The following is a 22,425-nucleotide window of genomic DNA, read 5'->3' on the forward strand; positions in this document are numbered from 1 at the left end:
TTACAACCTGCTGTCAACCACCTTTTTCACCGCTGTCGATTCGAACATCTAAACCGAAGCACTTCCTCGCTGACTTATCGTCTAACTCGTTGATATTCAAGGAGTTTTCCGTTCCGTCTGCGCCGGAAGTGGGGCGAATTATAGAGACATCCGCAGGCGCGTCAACACCTAATTTGATATTTCTATGAAAGAACTGAAAAATCAGTAAATTCAGTGACTTGCTTCTGTTTATATAGAGCGCATGGCACAGACCGCGCTCTATATAGAAGGTCTACAGGACGCCAGCACTGCGCAAGGCTGCAACCTCTTCATCCTTGAGCCCCAGAATGCCTGTCAGGACCTCCAGCGTATGCTCGCCCAATAGAGGCGGTGCGCGACGGTACTCTACCGGTGTTCCGGAAAGACGAATCGGACTGGCCACCTGAGGCAGCATGCCCGCCAGCGCGTGCGGCAGCTCGACCTTCAAGCCGCGCGCCTGAACATGAGGATCGGCGAACACCTGAGCCAGATCATTGACCGGCCCGCAGGGAACCCCCGCACGCTCCAACGCCTCGACCCATTCGGAGGTGGTCTTGAACACCGTCGCCTGACGAATCAGTGGAATCAGCTCGGCACGATGGGCCACGCGCTGCTTGTTCGTGGCAAAACGCGGATCGTCCGCCCACCAAGCTTGTCCGGCAACCTCCGCGAATTTGCGGAATTGCCCGTCATTCCCCACCGTCAGGATGAAATCGCCATCCGCCGTCGGGAAGTCCTGATACGGCACGATGTTCGGATGAGCATTACCCAGACGTTTGGGCGCTACACCCGTGGTCAGATAATTCATCGCCTGGTTGGCCAGACAGGCAACCTGGACATCCAGCAGCGCCATGTCGATGTGCTGCCCACCACCCTGATCGCGATGGGCCAGCGCAGCAAGAATGGCAGAGGTCGAATAAAGGCCGGTGAGAATGTCGGTCAGCGCCACACCGACCTTGACCGGCCCGGCACCGTCTTCACCCTCGGGGCGCCCGGTAAGACTCATCAGCCCACCAAGCCCCTGGATCATGAAGTCATAGCCGGCACGCTTGGCATAAGGCCCGGTCTGGCCAAAGCCGGTGATCGAGCAATAGATCAGCCTCGGGTTCTCGGCCTGCAGGGACGCATAGTCCAATCCGTAGGCCTTGAGACCACCCACCTTGAAGTTTTCGATGACGATGTCGGACCTGGCTGCCAACTCACGCACCAGCTTCTGGCCTTCCGGCCGGGTGAAGTCGATGGTGACCGACTGCTTGTTGCGATTGGCCGACAGGTAATAAGCCGCTTCGGACGTGTTTTCGCCACGGGGATCCTTCAGGAAGGGCGGCCCCCAGGCGCGGGTATCGTCACCACTGCCAGGACGCTCGATCTTGATCACCTCAGCACCGAGGTCGGCGAGGATCTGACCGGCCCATGGACCGGCGAGCACCCGGGACAGGTCCAGCACACGCAGATGCGATAGAGCGCCCATGGCCGGCTCCTTAGTAGAAAGCCTGAATGCCGGTCTGTGCGCGACCCAGAATCAGCGCATGCACGTCATGTGTCCCTTCATAGGTGTTTACCACCTCTAGGTTGACCAAGTGACGGGCAATACCGAACTCATCAGAGATGCCGTTACCACCGAGCATGTCACGGGCCATCCGTGCGATATCCAGCGATTTCCCGCAAGAATTGCGCTTCATGATGGAGGTGATTTCCACCGCAGCCGTGCCCTCGTCTTTCATCCGCCCCAGACGCAGGCAGCCTTGCAGCGCCAGGGTGATCTCGGTCTGCATGTCGGCCAGCTTTTTCTGGATCAGCTGGTTGGCTGCCAGTGGGCGACCGAACTGCTGACGATCCAGGGTGTACTGGCGCGCGGTGTGCCAGCAGAACTCGGCAGCGCCCAACGCTCCCCAGGAGATGCCGTAGCGCGCAGAGTTCAGGCAGGTGAACGGTCCTTTCAGGCCGCGCACATCAGGGAAGATGTTCTCTTCAGGCACGAAAACGTTATCCATCACGATCTCACCGGTGATGGATGCACGCAGGCCGACCTTGCCGTGAATCGCCGGGGCACTCAGGCCTTGCCAGCCTTTTTCCAGGACGAAGCCACGGATGTCGCCGGCATCGTCCTTGGCCCAGACCACAAAGACATCGGCAATCGGGCTGTTGGTGATCCACATCTTGCTGCCGCTCAGGCGATAGCCGCCTTCGACCTTCTTCGCCCGGGTGATCATCGCGCCCGGATCAGAGCCGTGATTCGGCTCGGTCAGGCCGAAGCAGCCGATCCATTCACCAGAGGCCAGCTTGGGCAGGTACTTCTGCTTCTGCGCTTCGGTACCGAACTCGTTGATCGGCACCATGACCAGCGAAGACTGCACGCTCATCATCGAGCGGTAGCCGGAATCGACACGCTCCACTTCACGGGCAATCAGGCCATAGCAGACGTAATTCAGGCCGCTGCCACCGTATTGCTCGGGGATGGTTGCACCCAGCAGGCCGACGTCGCCCATCTCGCGAAAGATCGCCGGATCGGTCTGTTCATGGCGGAAGGCTTCGAGCACGCGAGGAGCCAGCTTGTCCTGGGCGAACTGCTCGGCGCTGTCACGAACCATGCGCTCTTCTTCGGTCAGTTGTTGATCCAGCAGCAGTGGATCGATCCAGTTGAAGCTTGCCTTGCCACCCATGATGTTCTCCTCGCTCAAGCGTGCGCCCGGCCGTGCCGGAAAAAGTCGTGGATTGATCCTAGGCCCGCTCCCGGCGGACCGCAAACGACGATTCCGAATAGCGTTGTGCTAATTTCTCACTCCGAAACGGCCCCAAGTGCCTTATTGGCCATTAACAAGTGAGATTGCCGTACATGCGCCGAAAAATTCCCAGCACCGCCGCATTGGTCAGCTTTGAAGCTGCAGCCCGCCACGAGAGCTTTACCAAGGCCGCCGAGGAGCTTTCTCTGACCCAGAGCGCAATCTGCCGGCAGATCGGTAGCCTTGAAGAGTTTCTCAACGTCGAGCTGTTCCGCCGCTCGCGCCGCGGCGTAAAGCTGACCGAGGCCGGCCTGTCCTACAGCCGGCGTGTCGCCACGCAGCTGGATGCCGTCGAGCGCGATACGTTGTCGGTCATGGGCCACCAGGGTGCCAATGTGATCGAACTGGCAGTGGTTCCGACATTCGGCACGCAATGGCTGCTTCCGCGGCTAAAGGACTTCCAGCAGCACCATCCCGACGTGACCATCAACCTGACCAACCGCACGCGTCCGTTCCTGTTCGCCGACACTGACTTCGACGCGGCGATCTATTTTGGCGATGCCGACTGGTCCGGTACCGAGTCCCATCGCCTGATGAGCGAGAATCCGATGCCGGTTTGCAGCCCGGCATTACTGGGCTCGCGCGACCGTCTCGACGCCCGCGAACTGGCCGACATGCCCCTGTTGCAACAGACCACACGGCCCTATGCCTGGCGACAGTGGTTCAACTCGCAGGAAATGAATGTGTCGCGGGACATGACAGGCCCGCGTTACGAGCTATTCTCCATGCTCGCGCAAGCAGCCATGCATGACATGGGAGTGGCGCTGATCCCACCATTCCTGATTCAGCGCGAGCTGGCAGAGCGGCGCCTGGTGATCGCCAACCACCACGCGCTTTCGAGCGTAAAGGCGTATTACCTGATGATTCCGGAGCGCAAAGTGGAATCTGCCTCGCTCAAAGCCTTCCGCGACTGGTTGGTGCATCAGGCTGAAGCTTACGCACTCCCTTGATTTATCTGACCGCTGCGACAAATTGACTCTGTAGTCCAGCATCTAAAAAACCTACAGATATCCGTATTTGTCGCATTTAAGAAACACTTGTGTTTTATATCCAAAACACGCTGCAAGCGTTGCAGGACGCGGCTTTCAGCGTTTTTCAGGCGTCATTTCCGCCAACGCCGAAAAAAACTTCAAAACCTGACCAATCGCCTGCAAGCCGCGCTCTGTAACGCTTGTAGCGTTTTATTGCGTCAAACGGTCACAGGGTGACTTGTAGTTTGAGACACGTTGCGTTACAGAATTCCTTGAAGCACCCCGGTATCACCTGCAAAATGCCGCGCCCCGCCTTGTCTGCGGGGACGTGGTGATCGCTGCCCCAGACGCACCATCCGTAGTGCGCTGGCCAATTTCTAAAAGATAAAAAGATCACGCAGGAGATTTGACGTGCACATTGGTGTCCCTCTCGAAACCCAGTCCGGTGAAACTCGGGTTGCTGCAACGCCGGAAACCATCAAGAAGCTCATCAGCCAGGGTCATAAGGTCACCGTTCAATCGGGCGCCGGCATTACCGCCAGCGTGCCGGACAGTGCCTATGAAGCGGCAGGCGCTTCGATTGGCAGCTCTGCCGATGCTTTCGGCGCCGAGCTGATTCTCAAGGTCGTCGCCCCCAACGACAGCGAACTGGCTCTGATCAAGACCGGTACCGTCGTCATCGGGATGCTCAACCCGTTCAACAACGAGACCATTGCCAAGATGGCCGAGCGCGGGATTACCGCCTTCGCCCTCGAAGCCGCGCCACGGACCTCCCGTGCGCAGAGTCTCGACGTGCTGTCTTCGCAAGCCAACATCGCCGGTTACAAATCGGTATTGCTGGCCGCTCATCACTATCCGCGCTTCATGCCGATGCTGATGACTGCGGCCGGTACGGTGAAGGCTGCGCGGGTGCTGATCCTCGGTGCAGGCGTTGCCGGTCTGCAAGCCATCGCCACTGCCAAACGTCTTGGTGCAGTGATCGAGGCTTCCGACGTTCGCCCTGCAGTTAAAGAGCAGATCGAGTCGCTGGGTGCCAAGTTCGTCGACGTGCCTTACGAGACAGACGAAGAGCGCGAAGCAGCTGTGGGTGTGGGCGGTTATGCGCGGCCAATGCCGGCCAGCTGGATGCAGCGTCAGGCGGTTGCGGTTCACGAACGCGCCAAACAGGCGGACATCGTGATCACCACCGCGCTGATTCCGGGCCGCAAGGCACCAGTGCTGCTGAGCGCGGAAACCGTTGCGCAGATGAAGCCAGGCTCGGTGGTCATCGACCTCGCCGCAGCCCAAGGCGGCAACTGCCCGCTGACGGTGGCGGATCAGGTGGTGATCGAGCACGGCGTGACCATCGTCGGCCACACCAACCTGCCTGCACTGGTGGCGGCGGATGCGTCCGCTCTTTATGCACGCAACCTGCTGGATTTCCTGAAGCTGGTCTTCACCAAGGAAGGCCAGTTCGAGATCAACCTCGAAGACGACATCGTCGCCGCGTGCCTGATGTGCCGCGACGGCCAGATCGTCCGCAAGAACGGCTGAGGACAATAACAATGGAAGACATGCTGATCTCTCACGGCGTCTACAACCTGATCATCTTCGTGCTGGCGATCTACGTCGGCTACCACGTGGTCTGGAACGTCACCCCTGCGCTGCATACTCCGCTGATGGCCGTGACCAACGCCATTTCGGCGATCGTCATTGTCGGCGCCATGCTGGCCGCCGCCCTGACCGTCACCCCGCTGGGCAAGACCATGGGCACCCTGGCCGTGGCACTGGCTGCGGTCAACGTGTTCGGTGGCTTCCTGGTGACCCGGCGCATGCTGGAAATGTTCAAGAAGAAGGCTGCTCCTAACAAGAGCCCGGCCAAAACTGAGGTGCCGAAGTAATGAGTATGAACCTCGTCACCCTGCTGTACCTCGTTTCAGCGATCTGCTTCATCCAGGCACTCAAGGGCCTGTCGCACCCGACCACGTCCCGCCGCGGCAACCTGTTCGGCATGTGCGGCATGGGTCTGGCGGTACTGACCACCATCGGCCTGGTGTTCAAGCTGGCTGCGTTGTCCACCGACGGCGCCAGCGCCGGCATCGGCTACATCATCGTTGGCCTGCTGGTCGGCGGTACTGCCGGCTCGGTCATGGCCAAGCGCGTTGAAATGACCAAGATGCCGGAGCTGGTGGCCTTCATGCACAGCATGATCGGTCTGGCGGCGGTGTTCATTGCCATTGCTGCCGTGGTCGAACCGCAGTCGCTGGGTATCGTTCAGCACCTGGGCGATTCGATCCCGACCGGTAACCGTCTGGAACTGTTCCTCGGCGCCGCCATCGGTGCGATCACCTTCTCGGGTTCGGTCATCGCCTTTGGCAAGCTGTCGGGCAAGTACAAGTTCCGCCTGTTTCAGGGCGCACCGGTACAGTTCGCTGGCCAGCACAAGCTGAACCTGATCCTGGGTCTGGCCACGCTGTTCTTCGGCGTGATGTTCATGCTCACCGGCAGTCTGTTCGCCTTCGGCGTGATGCTCATTCTGGCGTTCGTCATCGGCGTGCTGCTGATCATCCCGATTGGCGGCGCCGACATGCCTGTGGTCGTGTCGATGCTCAACAGCTATTCGGGCTGGGCAGCGGCCGGTATCGGCTTCTCGCTGAACAACTCGATGCTGATCGTCGCAGGCTCGCTGGTGGGCTCAAGCGGTGCGATTCTGTCGTACATCATGTGTAAAGCCATGAACCGCTCGTTCTTCAACGTGATCGGCGGCGGCTTCGGCGGTGCAGCGGATGCTGGTGCAGCGGGCGGTGCGAAAGAGGCGCGTCCGGTGAAGTCCGGTTCGGCTGACGACGCGACCTTCCTGCTGACCAACGCCGACACCGTGATCATCGTGCCGGGCTACGGTCTGGCGGTGGCGCGGGCACAGCATGCACTGAAAGAACTGACCGAGAAGCTGACCCACAACGGCGTGACCGTGAAGTACGCGATCCACCCGGTGGCCGGTCGGATGCCGGGCCACATGAACGTCCTGCTCGCCGAGGCCGAAGTGCCGTACGACCAGGTGTTCGAGATGGAGGACATCAACTCCGAGTTCGGTCAGGCCGACGTGGTGCTGGTGCTGGGCGCCAACGACGTGGTCAACCCGGCGGCGAAGAACGATCCGAAATCGCCGATTGCTGGCATGCCGATTCTCGAAGCCTTCAAGGCCAAGACGATCATCGTCAACAAACGCTCGATGGCCAGCGGCTATGCCGGTCTGGACAACGAACTGTTCTACCTCGACAAAACCATGATGGTCTTCGGCGACGCCAAGAAAGTCATCGAAGACATGGTCAAGGCCGTCGAATAACCGCTCTGGCCTGCGGTTGAACAAGCCCTCGGCGCGGGTATCGGCCGAGGGTTTTTTACATCCTGCGTAAAGGTGTTTTGTTCTGAAAGCCGCTAATTAGAGCCCTCGAATGCGACCTTTGTCGTGGAGCCAAAAAAAACGAAATCTCTAGACTTGGGCCTTCGCATCCTCGTCCCGAGATAAAAAATCCATGCACCGTGAACGTATCCGCCTGCCTTCTTTGATGAGCAAGGTAATGAGCGCGGCCGATGCCGCTTCCCTGATCAAGGACGGCATGACCGTCGGCATGAGCGGCTTTACCCGCGCCGGCGACGCCAAGGCCGTGCCGCACGCCCTGGCCGAACGCGCCAAGGCCTCGCCGCTGAAGATCAGCCTGATGACCGGCGCCAGCCTGGGCAACGATCTCGACAAGCAGCTGACCGAAGCCGGCGTACTGTCGCGGCGCATGCCGTTTCAGGTCGACAACACACTGCGCAAGGCCATCAACGACGGCTCGGTGATGTTCATCGACCAGCACTTGTCCGACACCGTCGAGCAACTGCGCAACCGCCAGATCAAGGGCGTGGACATCGCCGTGATCGAATGCGTGGCCATCACCGAAGAAGGCCATCTTGTGCTGTCGACCTCGGTAGGCAACTCGGCCAGCTTCGCCATCCTTGCCGAGAAGGTCATCGTCGAGATCAACCTCGCCCAGCCTCTGGAGCTGGAAGGTCTGCACGACATCTATATCCCGACCTATCGCCCGACCCGCACGCCGATTCCGGTACTCAAGGCCGACAGCCGCATCGGCAGCCAGGCCGTGAAGATCGACCCGGCGAAGATCGTCGGCATCGTGATCAACGACCAGGCCGACTCGCCGTCCAACGTCCTGCCAGCCGACAGCGAAACCCAGGCTATCGCCGGACACCTGGTGGAGTTCTTCAAGAACGAAGTGCGCCACAACCGCCTGACCAATCAATTGATGCCGCTGCAGGCCGGTGTGGGCACCATCGCCAACGCTGTGCTGACCGGCATGATCGATTCGCCGTTCCACGATCTGGTCATGTATTCCGAAGTGCTGCAGGACTCGACCTTCGATCTGTTCGAGGCCGGCAAGATGGTATTCGCGTCGGGTTGCTCGATGACCCTGTCCGAGCGCAAGCACAATGCGGTCTACGACAACCTGGAGCAGTACAGAAGCAAACTGTTACTGCGTCCACAGGAAATTTCCAACCATCCGGAGGTGGTCCGTCGCCTCGGCATCATCGGTATCAACACCGCGCTGGAGTTCGATTTGTACGGCAACGTCAACTCCACCCACGTTGGCGGCACCCGCATGATGAACGGCATCGGTGGCTCGGGTGACTTCGCCCGCAACGCTCACTTGGCGATCTTCGTCACCAAGTCGATCGCCAAGGGCGGCGCGATTTCCAGCGTGGTGCCGATGGTCAGCCACGTCGACCACACTGAGCACGACGTCGACATTCTGGTCACCGAACAGGGCCTGGCGGATCTGCGCGGCCTGGCGCCACGGGAGCGTGCGCGCGTGATCATCGACAACTGCGTACACCCTGCGTACCGCGAGGCGTTGAACGATTACTTCCGCAAGGCTTGCGCCATCGGTGGCCACACTCCGCACGTGCTGCGTGATGCACTCAGTTGGCACCTGAACCTGGAAGAAACCGGCCGTATGCTCGCCGTGTAAGAAAACAGTTCGACACCGGCGACGACCATTCGTCGCCAGTGTGCTCCCTCCAAAGCCTGTCCTGGCAAAAACTGTTCTACTGTACCTGCCGTTTTCAGCCCCTCCCGATCACTTTTCACCTTTTCAGCGCACAAAACGCACCATTTTTGTGCTCACCGGTACAGTTGCCCCATTTCCGAACAAAACAGTGCCCTCGAACAGTTAACTGGAGCAGCACAATACAAGTGAACTGTGTCTGGAGAGAGAGGGCCAACGAGAGGAAGATTGTCACCAATCAAGTCACTCTCTAATCCCGCCACAAGCGGAAGGAAGAAGCACCATGGAACGCACCGTAAGTTCCGAACTGTTCTACGAAGACAACGCTCAATCGGCCAAAGGCTCCCTGCCGCTGCGCATGTTCGCCAACCTGATGCTCTGGCAGCGTCGTCTGTCCAGCCGCCATCAACTGGCTCGTCTGGATGCTCGCCTGCTGGCCGACGCCGGTATCAGCGAAGCACAGCGTTTCGAAGAACTGAGCAAGCCGTTCTGGCGCTAAGCTAGCGTCTGCTGGCACAGGCCACAGAGCCACTCGCCAGCAACCCGAATTGTTCAAACAAAACCCGTCGCAGGTCACTGCCGACGGGTTTTGTCGTTATGGGGCCTGGCAAATGAAAAGGCTCTATCGGGGCAATAGGTACAGTTTATAAATATTTAAAATACACCTGCACAGTTACCGTATTACAAGGGCTGCAGACGCAAACGACATTCCACCCAGACCGGGCTGGCATTTGGCCGTGATGGTCGATCCGCACAGTCTTGGGCTAATCTTGAAACACTTTTGCCCCGTCGCTTGCGAGACAGCTCTGCTCATCGCGTTTTCTGCGCGTGTGGTTTCCCTTGGCTTTTCTGGAGTTCACCTATGTCTCGCTTTCGTCTGCTGAGCGCAACTGCGCTGCTGATCGCCGCCACTGGCGCCCAGGCTTCCAGTTTCGTGGTCACCACCGACACCATCGTGCGTGCGCTGGATGCTTCGTCCAACGCGACCTCGAAAATCTCTTCCTCGTTCCATGACGACAAGATCGTGCTCGCCGCCCGTGACGACGCCGCCAGCTTTGTTGCCAGCCAGGGCGAGATCCGCGGTGTGCGCCTGGAGGGTGCCTTCCAGCACATCCGCGAAGTCGCGCCGACCCTGCAAGCTTCCGACGCACAGTTGGCGCAGGCGATTCTCGCCATCTGATTCAGCATCGCGACAGCTTTCTCAAGGCAGGCCCCGGACGACAGACTGGCTCTGATCCGGGGCTTGCGTTAGCCTTGGGGCTCGTTTCGCCGATACCGAAGACTCATGCGTTCATTGTCTCGCCTGTTGTTTGCAACGATTGCCAGCCTGACCTGCATTGCTCAGGCCCATGCCTTCGACACAACCACACAAAGCCTGATCAAAAGCGGGTACGCCACCAGCCAGGTGACGACCGGGCCTTTCGATAACAAACTGATACTTGCCGCCCAGGATGATGCTGCAGCGTTCATAGCCACTGATGGCCAACTGCGAGGAGCACAACTGGAGTCCGCGTTGATGTATCTGCGTCAAAGCCGGGCAAAACTTCATGCCAGCGACCGTGAACTGGCGCAGGCAATCCTCGTCCAATAATCACTTTCTGTTTCTTCCGTATCTTTGGAGACATTCCATGCGTACCCCGCTTATCGCAGCGGCCCTGGGCTTGCTGTTGCTGACTGACGTGGCTCAGGCTCAAACCCTGAAAGCGACCAGTAACATTATCGTGCGTGCCTTCGGCCGCAGCGTCGACTTCACCTCCGACACCACCTCCTCGGTGCGCAACTGGAAAATGGTCGTCGAAGCCCAGGACGACGCCGCCAGCTACGTCGCCAGCAACGGCGATATCCATGGCGCCCGCCTGGATGCCGCCTTCGCCACCCTGCGCGAGCGCCTGCCAGAAGCCCGCAACGCCAGTGACCAAGACCTCGCCGAAGCCATCCTCGCACTGTGAGGCGACTGGCCGTCTGGCTGCTGGCATCGGCGCTTGCGCTGATCTGCACAAGCGCCTTTGCCGATCTGCGCCTGTCGCTGTACACCGACGGGCTTGGTGCTGCGCAACAAAAAGCCAGCCAGACGCTGCTCGATGAAGCCATGGCGGCATTGCCGCCGATGTTCATCAGCAAACTGGACCGCAAGGTCGAGGTGCGCTGGACCGACGACATGCCGTCCAACGCCTATGGCCGCGCCGACGGGCCTTATCGTCTGGATCTGAATCAGCGCCTGCTGGCCGGTCTCACCGACGGCAGCGCTGCCACACAGAAAACCAATCGCCCCCACGGCACCGTGCGCGAAGAAATGCTCGCCACGGTCCTGCATGAGCTCACCCATATTTATGACCACGCCCAGCTCTGGTCGCCGCAAGAGCGTCGACAGATCATTGCCTGCGCACGCCAGGGCAGCAGCGTGGGCAAGATCGGTCTGCGCGACAGCTGTCGTGGACAGACCGATCGCCGCTTCACCCTCAGCGACGATCCACGCCTGCTGGATCTGGCGGGCTGGCCGCAATACGTCGGCCGGCGAGGGGAGCGCGAAGAGCGCAACGGCCAGGTCGCGCGCAGCCCGGACGTCTACGAGCTGAGCAGCCCGCTGGAGTTCGTCGCGGTGAACATGGAGTACTTTCTCCTCGATCCGGCCTACGCTTGCCGCCGCCCGGCGCTGTACGACTACTACAAGCAGCAGTTCAACTGGGCGCCGGCAAACAAAGAGGCCTGCCCGACCTCCTATCCGTACCTCAACGCCGGCAACGATTTCGCCCGCGAGCCGCTGGGCAAGCTCGACCCCGAGCGCGTGTACGAAGTCGATTACCTGCTGGCCGAGGCGAACCAGAATCTGGTCAGCCGTTGGGGCCACAGCATGTTGCGGCTGGTGATCTGCAAGCCCGGTCGCCCGCGCGGACCGGACTGCCGCCTCGATCTGGACCAGCATCTGGTCCTGTCCTACCGCGCCTTCGTCAATGACCTGCAGCTGTCGAGCTGGAGCGGTCTGACCGGCAAATACCCGTCACGGCTGTTCGTATTGCCGTTGGGGCAGGTGATCGACGAGTACACCAAGACAGAACTGCGCAGCCTGGCATCGGTGCCGCTGAAACTGTCCCGCGAGGAAATCGACGGGCTGGTGCAGCATGCCGCCGAAATGCACTGGGCCTACGACGGCAATTACTGGTTCCTTTCCAACAACTGCGCGGTGGAGAACCTCAAGCTGCTGCGCAGCGGCACCAATGATCCACGCCTGATCGGCCTGGACAGCATCATGCCCAACGGCCTGCTGGAAGTGCTCAAGGGCAGGGGACTGGCAGACACCAGCGTGCTGGACGATCCGAAAAAAGCGCTGCGCCTGGGTTACCGCTTCGACTCTTACCGTGACCGGTATCAGGCGATGTTCGATGTGTTGCGCTCGACCACTCCAGTGAAGCAGACCACTGTCGAAGACTGGCTGGCACTGCCGGCCAGCGAGCGGCGTCCGTGGTTCGCCAAGGCGGATCTGCGCGCCAGCGCGGCGATGCTGTTGCTGGAGCAGGCCGGGCAACGTCGTCAGTTGTTGCTGGCCCAGGACGAGGTCAAGCAACGCTATCTGAGCGCGGTGGAAAAGCAGGACAATCGTGTGTCTCAAGCCACCGGTACGCTGCAGGACATTCTTGCCAACAGCGGCTTCCTCAGTCGACCGGCCGAACTGCTCGGCAGCGCTGGCTACGGCTTGCCGCAGGAAGGCGAGCAGGGGCGTCTGGAAGCGGAAAGCAGCCAGCGACAGAAACAGTTGCAGCGGCTCAGTGGCGACCTGGACAAAGAGGTGAGGGCGCTGCTGGAGCCTGAGCGCGCGGCCGAGATCGCGGCTAGCGAGGAAAACCTCAAGCAGATTGGTGAACATCTGCGGGCGTTGCACAAGGCGTCGGGTGGGCTTGAGTTACCGTAATTTCGCGATCCCTTGTAGGAGCTGGCTTGTCCTGCGACCGGCTGCGAAGCAGTCGTGAATTTGGTGAACGCGGTGTATCAGGCAAACCACGTGTGCAGGTTTTACGACGGGTTCCCCGCCGGTCGCAGGGCAAGCCAGCTCCTACAAGGGCGCCTACAGCGTCTCGCCCGGCTCTTCCGGCAGATGCGTGTCCAGATGCAGCCACGGCAAGCGGCTGACGGTCCAGATGTGCCGCTCGGCAGGGGCCTGTTCCGGCTGGTCGAGGGTGGCGATGGTCACGTCCAGGGTGTGCGGGCTGTTGCGACTGAACAGCGCCACCTGCGCACCGCAGTTGCCGCAAAAGTAACGCACGCAGGTCGGGCCGGAGTCGTAAGCCGTCGGGCTGCCGGCCAGCCATTCGAACGCGCCGATCGGCACGGTGATCCAGGTCACCACGATGCCGCCTGAAGTTCGTCGGCAGATCGAGCAATGACAGTGAGCGATGTCCTGCAATGGCGCTTCGAACCGGTAACGCAGATGCCCGCAATGGCATCCGCCGCTGTGCTGTTCATTCATGCTGCACCTCTTTGAAGTACCTGACTGACCTGCCCGAACACTGCTGACTCTGTGGGAGGGAGCCCTGCTCGCGAAGGCGTCAGGTCAGACACCGCGATATTGACTAAGACATCGCTTTCGCGAGCAGGGCTCCCTCCCACTTGGATCTCCACAGCCTCAACGGTCGTTGCCCGCCCGGTTTTCGGTCCGCGATCAGCGGCCCTTCAGCGAAAGCTTGCTGAAAGCCAAGCCCATTAGCATCCCCCCACCGCCGGCGAAAGACCGGCCAGCCAGGACCTGCCTTCGATGCAGTCCGGCTCATCTACAACAACAATTCGGTGATTCTGATGCTTGTTTGCGCCTCGCTGTTCCTCTCGTTCGCTCCCCGACTCCCCGCGCCGCTCGTTTTGAGCTGATTGCTTCGTCTCGTCCGTTCTCACGTCGCGTCTCGCCTGGAGTATCCCTATGCTGACCTTCCTCGGCTTTGCCATGGTCATTACGTTCATGTACCTGATCATGACCAAGCGCCTGTCGGCGCTGATCGCCCTGATCATCGTGCCTATCATTTTCGCCCTGTTTGGCGGTTTCGCTTCGGGCATCGGTCCGATGATGCTGAACGGCATCAGCAAGCTTGCGCCCACCGGCGTGATGCTGATGTTCGCCATTCTCTACTTCGCCCTGATGATCGACTCCGGCCTGTTCGACCCGGCCGTGCGCAAGATCCTCAAACTGGTCAAGGGCGACCCGGTCAAAGTCTCGGTCGGCACCGCCGCGCTGGCACTGGTGGTCTCCCTGGACGGTGACGGCGCCACCACCTACATGATCTGCGTGGCAGCCATGCTGCCGCTGTACAGCCGTCTGGGCATGAGCCCGCGGATCATGGCCGGTCTGATCATTCTGGCCGGCGGCGTGATGAACATGACCCCATGGGGTGGCCCGACCGCCCGTGCCGCCAGTGCGCTGCATGTCGACCCGTCTGACATTTTCGTGCCGATGATCCCGGCGATGCTGGCCGGCGTGATCGCCATCCTGGTAATCGCCTACTTCTACGGCAAACGCGAGCGTGCGCGTCTGGGCGAACTGCACCTGCCGGGCGACGAGATCGACCACAGCGAAATCAGCGTGTCGCAGTTCCCTGAAGCCCGCCGTCCAAAGCTGATCTGGTTCAACGGCCTGCTGACCCTGGCCCTGATGGTCGCGCTGATGATGGGCGTGCTGCCGTTGCCGGTGCTGTTCATGATCGCGTTCAGTATCGCCATGATCGTTAACTACCCATGCCTGCAAGCGCAGAAAGATCGCATTGCCGCCCATGCTGGCAGCGTGCTCGCGGTCGTCGGGCTGATCTTCGCGGCGGGGATCTTCACCGGGATTCTGTCCGAAACAGGCATGGTCAAGGCCATGTCGGATAGCCTGCTTGACTTTATTCCTCCTGCGCTGGGCCCTTATCTGGCAGTCATCACCGCTATCGTCAGCATGCCGTTCACCTTCTTCATGTCCAATGACGCCTTCTACTATGGCGTGCTACCGGTGCTGGCCGAAGCCGCGTCGCATTACGGCATCAGCCCGGTGGAAATGGCCCGTGCCTCGATCGTCGGTCAGCCTGTCCACCTGCTGAGCCCGCTGGTGCCATCGACCTACCTGCTGGTGGCGCTGGCCGGTATCGAATTCGGTGATCACCAGCGCTTCACCCTCAAGTGGGCGGTGCTGGTGTGCGTGTGCATTCTGATCGCGGCATTGCTGATGGGGATTTTCCCGCTGTTCAGCAGTCTATAAACACAGCTCAGCCGTCTATAAAGACCCTTGAGCCTCCCCGCAGGTGCCACGGCACGGCGGGGAATACACCAACCAAAGGAAAACGTAATGGAATGGCTGACCAACCCTGAGATCTGGGTTGCTTTCTTGACGCTGACTGCCCTGGAGATCGTCCTCGGCATCGACAACATCATCATGATCTCGATCCTGGTCAGCCGCATGCCCAAGGCGATGCAGCCGCGTACGCGGATTTTCGGCCTGGCGCTGGCGATGATCACGCGCATCCTGCTGTTGCTGTCGATCACCTGGGTCATGCGTCTGACCGCCGATCTGTTCGTGGTGTTCGGCCAGGGCATTTCCGGACGCGACCTGATCCTGTTCTTCGGTGGCCTGTTCCTGCTGTGGAAAAGCTCCCAGGAGATCTACCACGGTCTGGAAGGCGAGGAAGAAGAGCTGGACGAGCCGAAAGGCAAGGGCGGCCAGTTCCTCTACACCATCGTGCAGATCGCGATCATCGACATCGTGTTCTCGCTGGACTCGGTCATCACCGCCGTCGGCATGGTCTCCCATGTGCCGGTGATGGTCGCCGCGATCATCGTCGCCGTGCTGATCATGATGCTGTGTTCGGGCGTGATCAGCGACTTCATCGACAAGCACCCGTCGCTGAAGATGCTGGCGCTGTCGTTCCTGATCGTGGTCGGTACCGTGCTGATTGCCGAATCGCTGGATTTCCATGTGCCCAAGGGCTATGTCTACTTCGCCATGGCGTTCTCGCTGGCGGTCGAAGCGATCAACATCAAGATGCGCACGTCCATGGCCAAGAAGAAGGCAATGAAGGATCCGGTGAAACTTCGCAAGGATGTTCCGGGTCAATAACAGCCGATGCGCTGTGGCCGTTATACGAAACGGGGCATTGAGAAATGCCCCGTTTTTTATTGGGTGACGTCTGGCATGAACCCGGTGGGAGCGAATTCATTCGCGATTCGATGGTACATCCGATGGGATTGTGTCGGCTGTCTAATCCTTCGCGAATGAATTCGCTCCCACAGGTGGCCAGCACAACGAGATCACCACAGGTTCGGTACGTACCAAATAACTGATTTGTTACAGATTTGTTTCAAGAAATAATCCGCTGTGCGATGCTGGCAATAAGGCCTTGAGCCGACTAAAGCTTTAGTTGAGCGCGCGAATCAAGACAAATGCCAAAGCGCCTTGCTCGCTACACGCTGTACTTTCAATCCGTTGCCCATTGGGCAACCCACAGGGGGCTTTCCGTATGCTGACCCTGCTCGATTTGCTGTCTGCCGTCGCGCTGTTGATCTGGGGCACTCACATCGTCCGTACCGGCATTCTGCGGGTGTACGGCTCACAGCTGCGCCGCGTGCTCAGCCAGAACATGTCGAAACGGCCACTGGCGTTCGTCGCCGGGATTCTCGTCACCGCGCTGGTGCAGAGCAGTAACGCCACCGCCATGCTGGTGACCTCATTCGTCGGCCAGGGCCTGATGAGCCTGACGCCCGCATTGGCGATCATGCTCGGGGCCGACGTCGGTACCGCCGTGATGTCGCGGATTCTGACCTTCGACCTGTCGTGGCTGTCGCCGCTGCTGATTTTCCTCGGCGTGATTTTCTTCCTGTCGCGCAAGCAGACCCGTGTCGGCCAGCTGGGCCGGGTCGGTATCGGTCTGGGCCTGATCATCCTCGCCCTGCAACTGATCGTCACCGCCGCCGCGCCGATCACTCAGGCCGCCGGGGTGAAGGTGCTGTTTGCCTCACTGACCGGCGACATCCTGCTCGACGCCCTGGTCGGCGCGATGTTCGCGCTGATTTCCTACTCCAGTCTGGCGGCGGTGCTGCTTACTGCGACCCTGGCCGGCGCCGAGATCATCAGTTTGCCGGTGGCGATCGGTCTGGTGATCGGTGCCAACATCGGCAGCGGCCTGCTGGCGTTTCTCAGCACCAGCATGCAGAACGTCGCCGGGCGTCAGGTGGCGCTGGGCAGCCTGCTGTACAAACTGATCGGCCTGCTGCTGATCATTCCGGTCCTGCATCCGCTGGTGCAGTGGATGGACACGCTGGAACTCAGCCCGTCGAGCCTGGTGATCAGTTTCCACGTGATCTACAACTCGCTGCGTTGCCTGATCATGCTGCCCACGGTCGGGCCGATGGGGCGCCTGTGTGCGTCGATTCTGCCGCAACAGGCGGAAACCAACGGTCAGGTCAAACCGCGCCATCTCGACCTCACCGCACTGACCACGCCCAGCCTGGCGCTGGCCAACGCCGTGCGCGAAACCCTGCGCATGGGCGACCTGATCGACAGCATGCTCGGCGCCATGCAGGAAGTGCTGCGTGGCAACCAGACCGCCGTGACTCAGGAAGTGCGCCGGCTGAACGACGACATCGAGGTGCTGTACAACGCCATCAAACTGTACCTGGCGCAGATGCCGCGCGAGGACCTCAGCGATCAGGACAATCGCCGCTGGGCGGAAATCATCGAGCTGTCGATCAACCTGGAACTGGCCAGCGGCCTGATCGAGCGTATGCTGCGCAAGGTTCAGCAGCAGAAGACTGCTCAGCGCCGCTCGTTTTCCGATGTCGGCCTGGAAGAATTGTCCGGACTGCACGAACAACTGATGGCCAACCTGCGTCTGGGCCTGTCGGTGTTTCTCAGCAGCGATCCGGAAAGCGCGCGCCAGCTGTTGCGTGAAAAACGTCGCTTCCGCGCACAGGAGCGCCGTTTGGCCCATGCCCATGTCAGTAGACTGCAACGTAAAATCGTGCAGAGTATCGAGACCAGCTCGCTGCACCTGGAGTTGATCGCCGACATGAAACGCCTGAATTCCCTGTTCTGCAGCAGCGCCTATGCCGTTCTTGAAACCAGTGACACCGGAGCCCTGTCCAGCGAAAGCCAGCCCGAATAATCGTGGTGAACGCCCGGGCCGGTCTGAAGTCTGTTACACATACCGGCCCGCAAGGAAGCCCGTTTTGATGCGTTGCCTGCTGTTTTTCTGTGCGATTTTGCTGTCCCTCCCTGCCATGGCCATCGACCGCTTTCAGGTGGAAGGCTACGTGCTACCCAATGGTTTGCAGTTGCTGCTCAAGCCGGCGGAAAAAGGCCATGTGTCGATCCGTCTGGTGGTCGGTATCGGCTTCGACGACTTCCCCTGCAAGGACAAAGAGCTGCCGCATCTGCTTGAGCACGTGCTGTTCAGCGGCATCGACGACAGCGGCGAGGGCGGCCTGGAGCAGCAGATGCAGACGCTGGGCGGGGAGTGGAACGCCTTCACCAGCAACACCGACACCACCTTCGTCATCGAGGCGCCGGCGCAGAACCAGCGCAAGGTGCTGGATTTGCTGCTCAACGTGCTGACCCACACGCAGATCAACCAGGCCAATCTGGACAACGCCAAACGCATCGTCGAGCGCGAAGACGGCGGGCATTATTCGCACCTGCAACGCTGGCTGGACAAGCGTGACCTTGGCCACAACGCGGGCGAGCAACTGGCGGTGGAGCTGGGCCTGAAATGCCCCGAGCGGCCGGAAGTCGATCACCTGACGCTAGAGCAGGTCGAAACCATCCACGACAACTGGTACGCCGCCAACAACATGACCCTGATCGTGGTCGGCGATCTGGACCGGTTGTTGCCCGCCTATCTGGAGCGCACCTACGCCCGGCTCAACGCCATGGACCCCAGCGAGCATTTGCCGCTGCCGACCATCAATGCCAAGGCCGACGCGCAGCGTACCCTGACCAGCGGCCTGCTTGGTGACGGCGCCAAGCTGCATCTGTTGTTCACCGAACCGGACATGGGCGAGCAGCACGACGAAACCTGGGATCTGGTGAAGGCTTATCTGGACTGGGCGCTGTACAGCGAGTTGCGGCTGGACAAGGGTTTTTCCTACGGGCCTTGGGCGGATCGTGAAGCGTTCGGTGACACTGGTTTTCTCAGCCTGAATGCCGATCTGGATCGCGGCGATGTCGATGCGGCCGTGGCGGCGGTGCGTTCGATGCTGGAGCGGCTGCGCAAGGACGGCATGGACCCGGCTACCTTCGCCCGCCTGCAGCAGGCCGCCATCGCCAAGCAGGCGTGGGCGGTGCAGGGTAACAGTGCGCTGGCGGATTATTACTGGGGTGCGCTCAATGACTATGAAGACGGGCGCTTCGAAGATCAGGGCAAACGTACCCGCGCGGTGAGCCTGGATCTGGCCAACCGGGCCTTACGTCAGATGCTGACGCAGCCGGGTTATCTGCGGATCGAGCAATCGTTGCTCAGTTATGACGAGTTGTATGGGATTGGCGCAGCGGTGATTGTCGTGCTGGCGCTGTTGATTGGCTGGCGTTGGTGGGCGTGGCGCAAGCGGCCGCTTTGAAGGCGCTTTTCGCGAACAACTGTAGGAGCTGGCTTGCCCTGCGACCGGCGAGGCACTCGTCGTAAAACCTGTGCCTGCGGTGTGTCTGATGCACTGCATGGTCTGCTAACGCCGCCCTGTTTCGCCTGACGGCGAGTTACTTGGAAAAGCCCCAAGTAACCAAAGGCTTTTTACCCCGCCATACGGTGCCTCGCCTAGGCTCGGCATGCCCTCACTCCGGCAATGCTCCGTGGGCCCGCCGCGAATGGGCCATCCATGGCCCACGCGGCTCTCGCGGCATCCATGCCGCTCGACGCCACTGCGCATCGCCTGCGTTCGGCCTTCTGGGACGGGGCCCCAAGATCAAAATCAAAAGCCAGATCAAAAGCTGGCGCATCCCCTGTAGCAGTCCGGCTTGCCGGCGGCTGCGATCTTGCGGGCCCCACCGCCGGCAAGCCGGACTGCTACAGAAAAGCAAAATGCAAGTCTCTGTGGGAGCGGGCTTGCCCGCGAAGGCGGTGGGTCAGACAGGTTGCTTTCGCGACCGTCGTAACTTCCGATCCCTCCCACAGGGTTTTGTGGTGGATGCTGTTGCCTCTGGCCGTAGGCCGTAGGAGCCGGCTTGCTGGCGAAGGCAACAGATCAGCGGTCACCAGTTCTTGGTATCCTGCGAGGGATTTTTCCTACAGACAAAGTGATAACCGTAATGCCCGATCTGAACGCCATCATTCAGCACTCTCTGGTCCAGCGTGTGCTGGAGTTCATGAAGCGCTATCCGGGGCTGATTGCGCTGTTCGGGTTCTGTTCCGGGATTGCCAGTTTCATTCTGGTCGACCGTCAGGCGCGGCCAGCCAGTTGGATTGCCGGGGTGTTGTTGATCAGTTGGCTGTGGCTGATGGTGGAAAACAGCGCCGTGGCGCTGATCGCGAAAGTCTTCAAACGCGAGATCCCGCAATCGCTGCTGCGCTACGGGACGCAGATGATCCATCAGGAGAGTCTGTTTTTCGTCCTGCCGTTTTTTTCCATCACCACCACCTGGAACAGTGGCCAACTGGCGTTTACCGGGCTGCTGGCCATTGCCGCGCTGATTTCGATCATCGATCCGCTGTACTACAAGTGGCTGGCGCCGCGCCGCTGGCTGTTTCTGGCGCTGCACACGCTGACTCTGTTCGCCGCCTTGCTCACGGCGCTGCCGATCATCGTCCACCTGACCACCGCCGAGAGTTACAAGATGGCGTTGATCGCAGCGATGGTGCTGTCGTTTCCAAGCCTGGCGTCGAGCTTTCCGGTCAACACCTGGAAGCGCGGGCTGGGTCTGGTGGTCATGACGCTGGTCATCGGTGGCGCCGGCTGGTTGCTGCGTTCGTGGGTGCCGCCAGCGACCCTGTGGCTGACCGAAGTGGCGGTCAGCACCCAGTTCGATAACCAGAACCGCACCCCCGGCGAGAGTATTCAGGAGATCGGCGTCAACCAGCTGCGCAGCGCCGGGCTATATGCCTACACCTCGATCAATGCGCCGCGCGGGCTGGACGAGCGGATTTATCATGTCTGGCGCCACAATGGCGAAGAAGTCGATCGAATTGCTCTAGACATTCGGGGTGGGCGCAAGGAAGGCTATCGGGCCTGGACCCACAAACAGAACTTTCCGCCGGATGTACTCGGTAACTGGCAGGTGAGGGTGCTCACCGAAGACGGTCAGATGATCGGCGTGCTGCGCTTCAAGGTCACCGATTCCGACCAGCCTGCGATCACCCGCAAGAAGATCACGCCAGCAGGCCTGAAGCCCGGCGCAGACGACTCGGATGACGATGATCAGGACACCGGCAAAGCCGATGACACTTCGCCAGCAGAGAGCCCGTCCGCCCCGGAGAAAACCAACTAAGCTCGTCGCTATGACCTCATCGACCACCCTGACCCTCAGCACCGCGAAGGCTTGCGGCAGCGTTTCACTGGATACTTCGGCCAATCCCGCACAGCTGTGGATCGCCGGGGACTGGACGCTTGCCCATTACCGCGAGCTGAGGCGCCAGACCGATGCCTTGAAGGCCAGTTTCGGCCCCGCCGCCCAGGTCGACATGAGCGGGCTCGGCGCGCTGGACACTGCCGGGGCGTCATTGCTGGTCGAACTGCTCGGCGTGCAGCGCCTGCGTCTGCTCGCGGTGCAGGCGCCCAACCTGCCGGAGTCGAGCCGCGCGCTGATGCAGACCATTCAGAGTGCGCTGTGCGACTACTGCCAGCCGGTCAAAGAGCCGGAAGCCACGGTGAGCATGCAGCTGCTCGCGCGGATCGGCGCGGCGGTGGATGTCTACATCAAGGACACCCTGCAATTGCTCGGCTTCGTCGGGCTGATCCTGCAAACCCTCGTCACCACGCTGTTTCGTCCACGCCGCTGGCGCCTGACGTCGACCATCGCCCATATCGAGCAGATCGGCCTCGACGCTGCGCCCATCGTGGCGTTGCTGACGTTCATGGTCGGTGCCGTGGTGGCGTTTCTCGGGGCGACAGTGCTCAAGGCGTTCGGCGCGACGATCTTTACCGTCGACCTGATCGGCTTTTCTTTCCTGCGCGAATTCGCCGTGCTGCTGACCGCGATCCTGCTGGCCGGCCGCACCGCCAGCGCGTTCACCGCGCAGATCGGCTCGATGAAGGCCAACGAAGAACTCGACGCCTTGCAGACCCTCGGGCTGAGCCCAACCGAAATGCTGGTGCTGCCGCGCGTGCTGGCGCTGCTGATCTCGCTGCCGATCCTGACCTTTCTGGCGATGATTTGCGGGATTGCCGGCGGCGGGGTGGTCTGCGCGCTCTCGCTGGGCATTTCGCCGGCGATGTTTCTGTCGCTGATGCAGGCCGACATCGGCGTGCAGCATTTTCTGGTGGGGATCGTCAAAGCGCCGATCTTTGCCTTTTTCATTGCCTCGATCGGCTGCCTTGAAGGCTTCAAGGTCGAGGGCAGTGCCGAATCCGTGGGCGCTCATACGACATCGAGCGTGGTCCAGTCGATTTTCGTGGTCATCGTGCTGGATGCACTGGCCGCGATGTTCTTCATGGAGATCGGTTGGTGACACG

General features: G+C 60.6%; 19 protein-coding genes. 16 read left to right on the top strand and 3 right to left on the bottom strand.

The window, feature by feature from the left end; genetic code table 11:
- Positions 1-271 precede the first annotated feature (271 nt).
- On the bottom strand, positions 272-1,489 hold the full coding sequence (locus ACIPL0_RS25395; RefSeq protein ID WP_400600992.1) for a CaiB/BaiF CoA transferase family protein: 1,218 nt from the start codon (positions 1,487-1,489) through the stop codon (positions 272-274).
- Between the two features lie 10 nt (positions 1,490-1,499).
- Entirely contained in the window at positions 1,500-2,681 is a 1,182-nt protein-coding gene (locus ACIPL0_RS25400; RefSeq protein ID WP_400600991.1) for an acyl-CoA dehydrogenase, read from the bottom strand.
- Positions 2,682-2,854: 173 nt separating this feature from the next.
- On the opposite strand from ACIPL0_RS25400, the gene ACIPL0_RS25405 reads away from it, so the two are divergent.
- The 10 genes from ACIPL0_RS25405 to ACIPL0_RS25450 all read left to right on the top strand — a co-directional run bounded on the left by ACIPL0_RS25405 (position 2,855) and on the right by ACIPL0_RS25450 (position 12,724).
- Positions 2,855-3,751 carry a LysR family transcriptional regulator gene (locus ACIPL0_RS25405; RefSeq protein WP_400600990.1) on the top strand — a complete coding sequence of 299 codons (897 nt, stop codon included), beginning with the start codon at positions 2,855-2,857 and terminating at the stop codon, positions 3,749-3,751.
- Between the two features lie 432 nt (positions 3,752-4,183).
- Positions 4,184-5,305: a Re/Si-specific NAD(P)(+) transhydrogenase subunit alpha gene (locus tag ACIPL0_RS25410; protein WP_400600988.1), complete on the top strand. Its 1,122-nt coding sequence runs from the start codon at positions 4,184-4,186 to the stop codon at positions 5,303-5,305.
- An 11-nt stretch (positions 5,306-5,316) separates the two neighbouring features.
- Entirely contained in the window at positions 5,317-5,652 is a 336-nt protein-coding gene (locus tag ACIPL0_RS25415; protein WP_299611303.1) for an NAD(P) transhydrogenase subunit alpha, read from the top strand.
- Positions 5,652-7,097, top strand: coding sequence for an NAD(P)(+) transhydrogenase (Re/Si-specific) subunit beta (locus ACIPL0_RS25420; RefSeq protein WP_400600986.1), 1,446 nt, complete (start codon positions 5,652-5,654; stop codon positions 7,095-7,097). Before ACIPL0_RS25415 ends, ACIPL0_RS25420 begins: the two co-directional genes overlap by 1 nt.
- Before the next feature lie 190 nt (positions 7,098-7,287).
- Positions 7,288-8,781, top strand: coding sequence for an acetyl-CoA hydrolase/transferase family protein (locus ACIPL0_RS25425; protein ID WP_400600984.1), 1,494 nt, complete (start codon positions 7,288-7,290; stop codon positions 8,779-8,781).
- Between the two features lie 319 nt (positions 8,782-9,100).
- A complete protein-coding gene (locus ACIPL0_RS25430; protein WP_400600982.1) occupies positions 9,101-9,316 on the top strand; it encodes a DUF1127 domain-containing protein in 216 nt (71 codons plus the stop codon).
- A gap of 363 nt (positions 9,317-9,679) precedes the next feature.
- Entirely contained in the window at positions 9,680-9,997 is a 318-nt protein-coding gene (locus ACIPL0_RS25435; protein WP_400600980.1) for a DUF2388 domain-containing protein, read from the top strand.
- Positions 9,998-10,102: 105 nt separating this feature from the next.
- A complete protein-coding gene (locus tag ACIPL0_RS25440) occupies positions 10,103-10,408 on the top strand; it encodes a DUF2388 domain-containing protein (RefSeq protein ID WP_400600979.1) in 306 nt (101 codons plus the stop codon).
- A 37-nt stretch (positions 10,409-10,445) separates the two neighbouring features.
- Positions 10,446-10,766: a DUF2388 domain-containing protein gene (locus ACIPL0_RS25445; protein WP_400600978.1), complete on the top strand. Its 321-nt coding sequence runs from the start codon at positions 10,446-10,448 to the stop codon at positions 10,764-10,766.
- Positions 10,763-12,724, top strand: a complete 1,962-nt coding sequence (locus ACIPL0_RS25450; RefSeq protein WP_400600976.1) for a DUF4105 domain-containing protein — start codon at positions 10,763-10,765, stop codon at positions 12,722-12,724. Before ACIPL0_RS25445 ends, ACIPL0_RS25450 begins: the two co-directional genes overlap by 4 nt.
- A 153-nt stretch (positions 12,725-12,877) precedes the next feature.
- Here the strand turns inward: ACIPL0_RS25450 and ACIPL0_RS25455 are convergent, their stop codons facing one another.
- On the bottom strand, positions 12,878-13,279 hold the full coding sequence (locus ACIPL0_RS25455; RefSeq protein WP_400600975.1) for a GFA family protein: 402 nt from the start codon (positions 13,277-13,279) through the stop codon (positions 12,878-12,880).
- Between the two features lie 444 nt (positions 13,280-13,723).
- On the opposite strand from ACIPL0_RS25455, the gene ACIPL0_RS25460 reads away from it, so the two are divergent.
- The 6 genes from ACIPL0_RS25460 (at position 13,724) to ACIPL0_RS25485 (ending at position 22,421) form a co-directional block, all read left to right on the top strand.
- Entirely contained in the window at positions 13,724-15,031 is a 1,308-nt protein-coding gene (locus ACIPL0_RS25460; RefSeq protein WP_400600973.1) for a CitMHS family transporter, read from the top strand.
- Positions 15,032-15,118: 87 nt separating this feature from the next.
- Positions 15,119-15,886, top strand: a complete 768-nt coding sequence (locus tag ACIPL0_RS25465) for a TerC family protein (RefSeq protein ID WP_400600971.1) — start codon at positions 15,119-15,121, stop codon at positions 15,884-15,886.
- 400 nt (positions 15,887-16,286) lie between these two features.
- Positions 16,287-17,930: a Na/Pi cotransporter family protein gene (locus tag ACIPL0_RS25470; RefSeq protein ID WP_400600969.1), complete on the top strand. Its 1,644-nt coding sequence runs from the start codon at positions 16,287-16,289 to the stop codon at positions 17,928-17,930.
- Between the two features lie 67 nt (positions 17,931-17,997).
- Positions 17,998-19,380 (top strand): M16 family metallopeptidase, encoded by a 1,383-nt coding sequence (locus tag ACIPL0_RS25475; RefSeq protein ID WP_400600967.1) that lies wholly within the window; start codon positions 17,998-18,000, stop codon positions 19,378-19,380.
- A gap of 685 nt (positions 19,381-20,065) precedes the next feature.
- Complete coding sequence (locus tag ACIPL0_RS25480) at positions 20,066-21,241, top strand: DUF5924 family protein (protein ID WP_400600965.1); 1,176 nt, start codon at positions 20,066-20,068, stop codon at positions 21,239-21,241.
- 10 nt (positions 21,242-21,251) lie between these two features.
- Positions 21,252-22,421: an MlaE family lipid ABC transporter permease subunit gene (locus ACIPL0_RS25485; RefSeq protein WP_400600963.1), complete on the top strand. Its 1,170-nt coding sequence runs from the start codon at positions 21,252-21,254 to the stop codon at positions 22,419-22,421.
- Positions 22,422-22,425 lie beyond the last annotated feature (4 nt).

It is taken from the genome of Pseudomonas sp. NPDC090208, from assembly GCF_044746785.1.
Lineage (GTDB): Bacteria > Pseudomonadota > Gammaproteobacteria > Pseudomonadales > Pseudomonadaceae > Aquipseudomonas.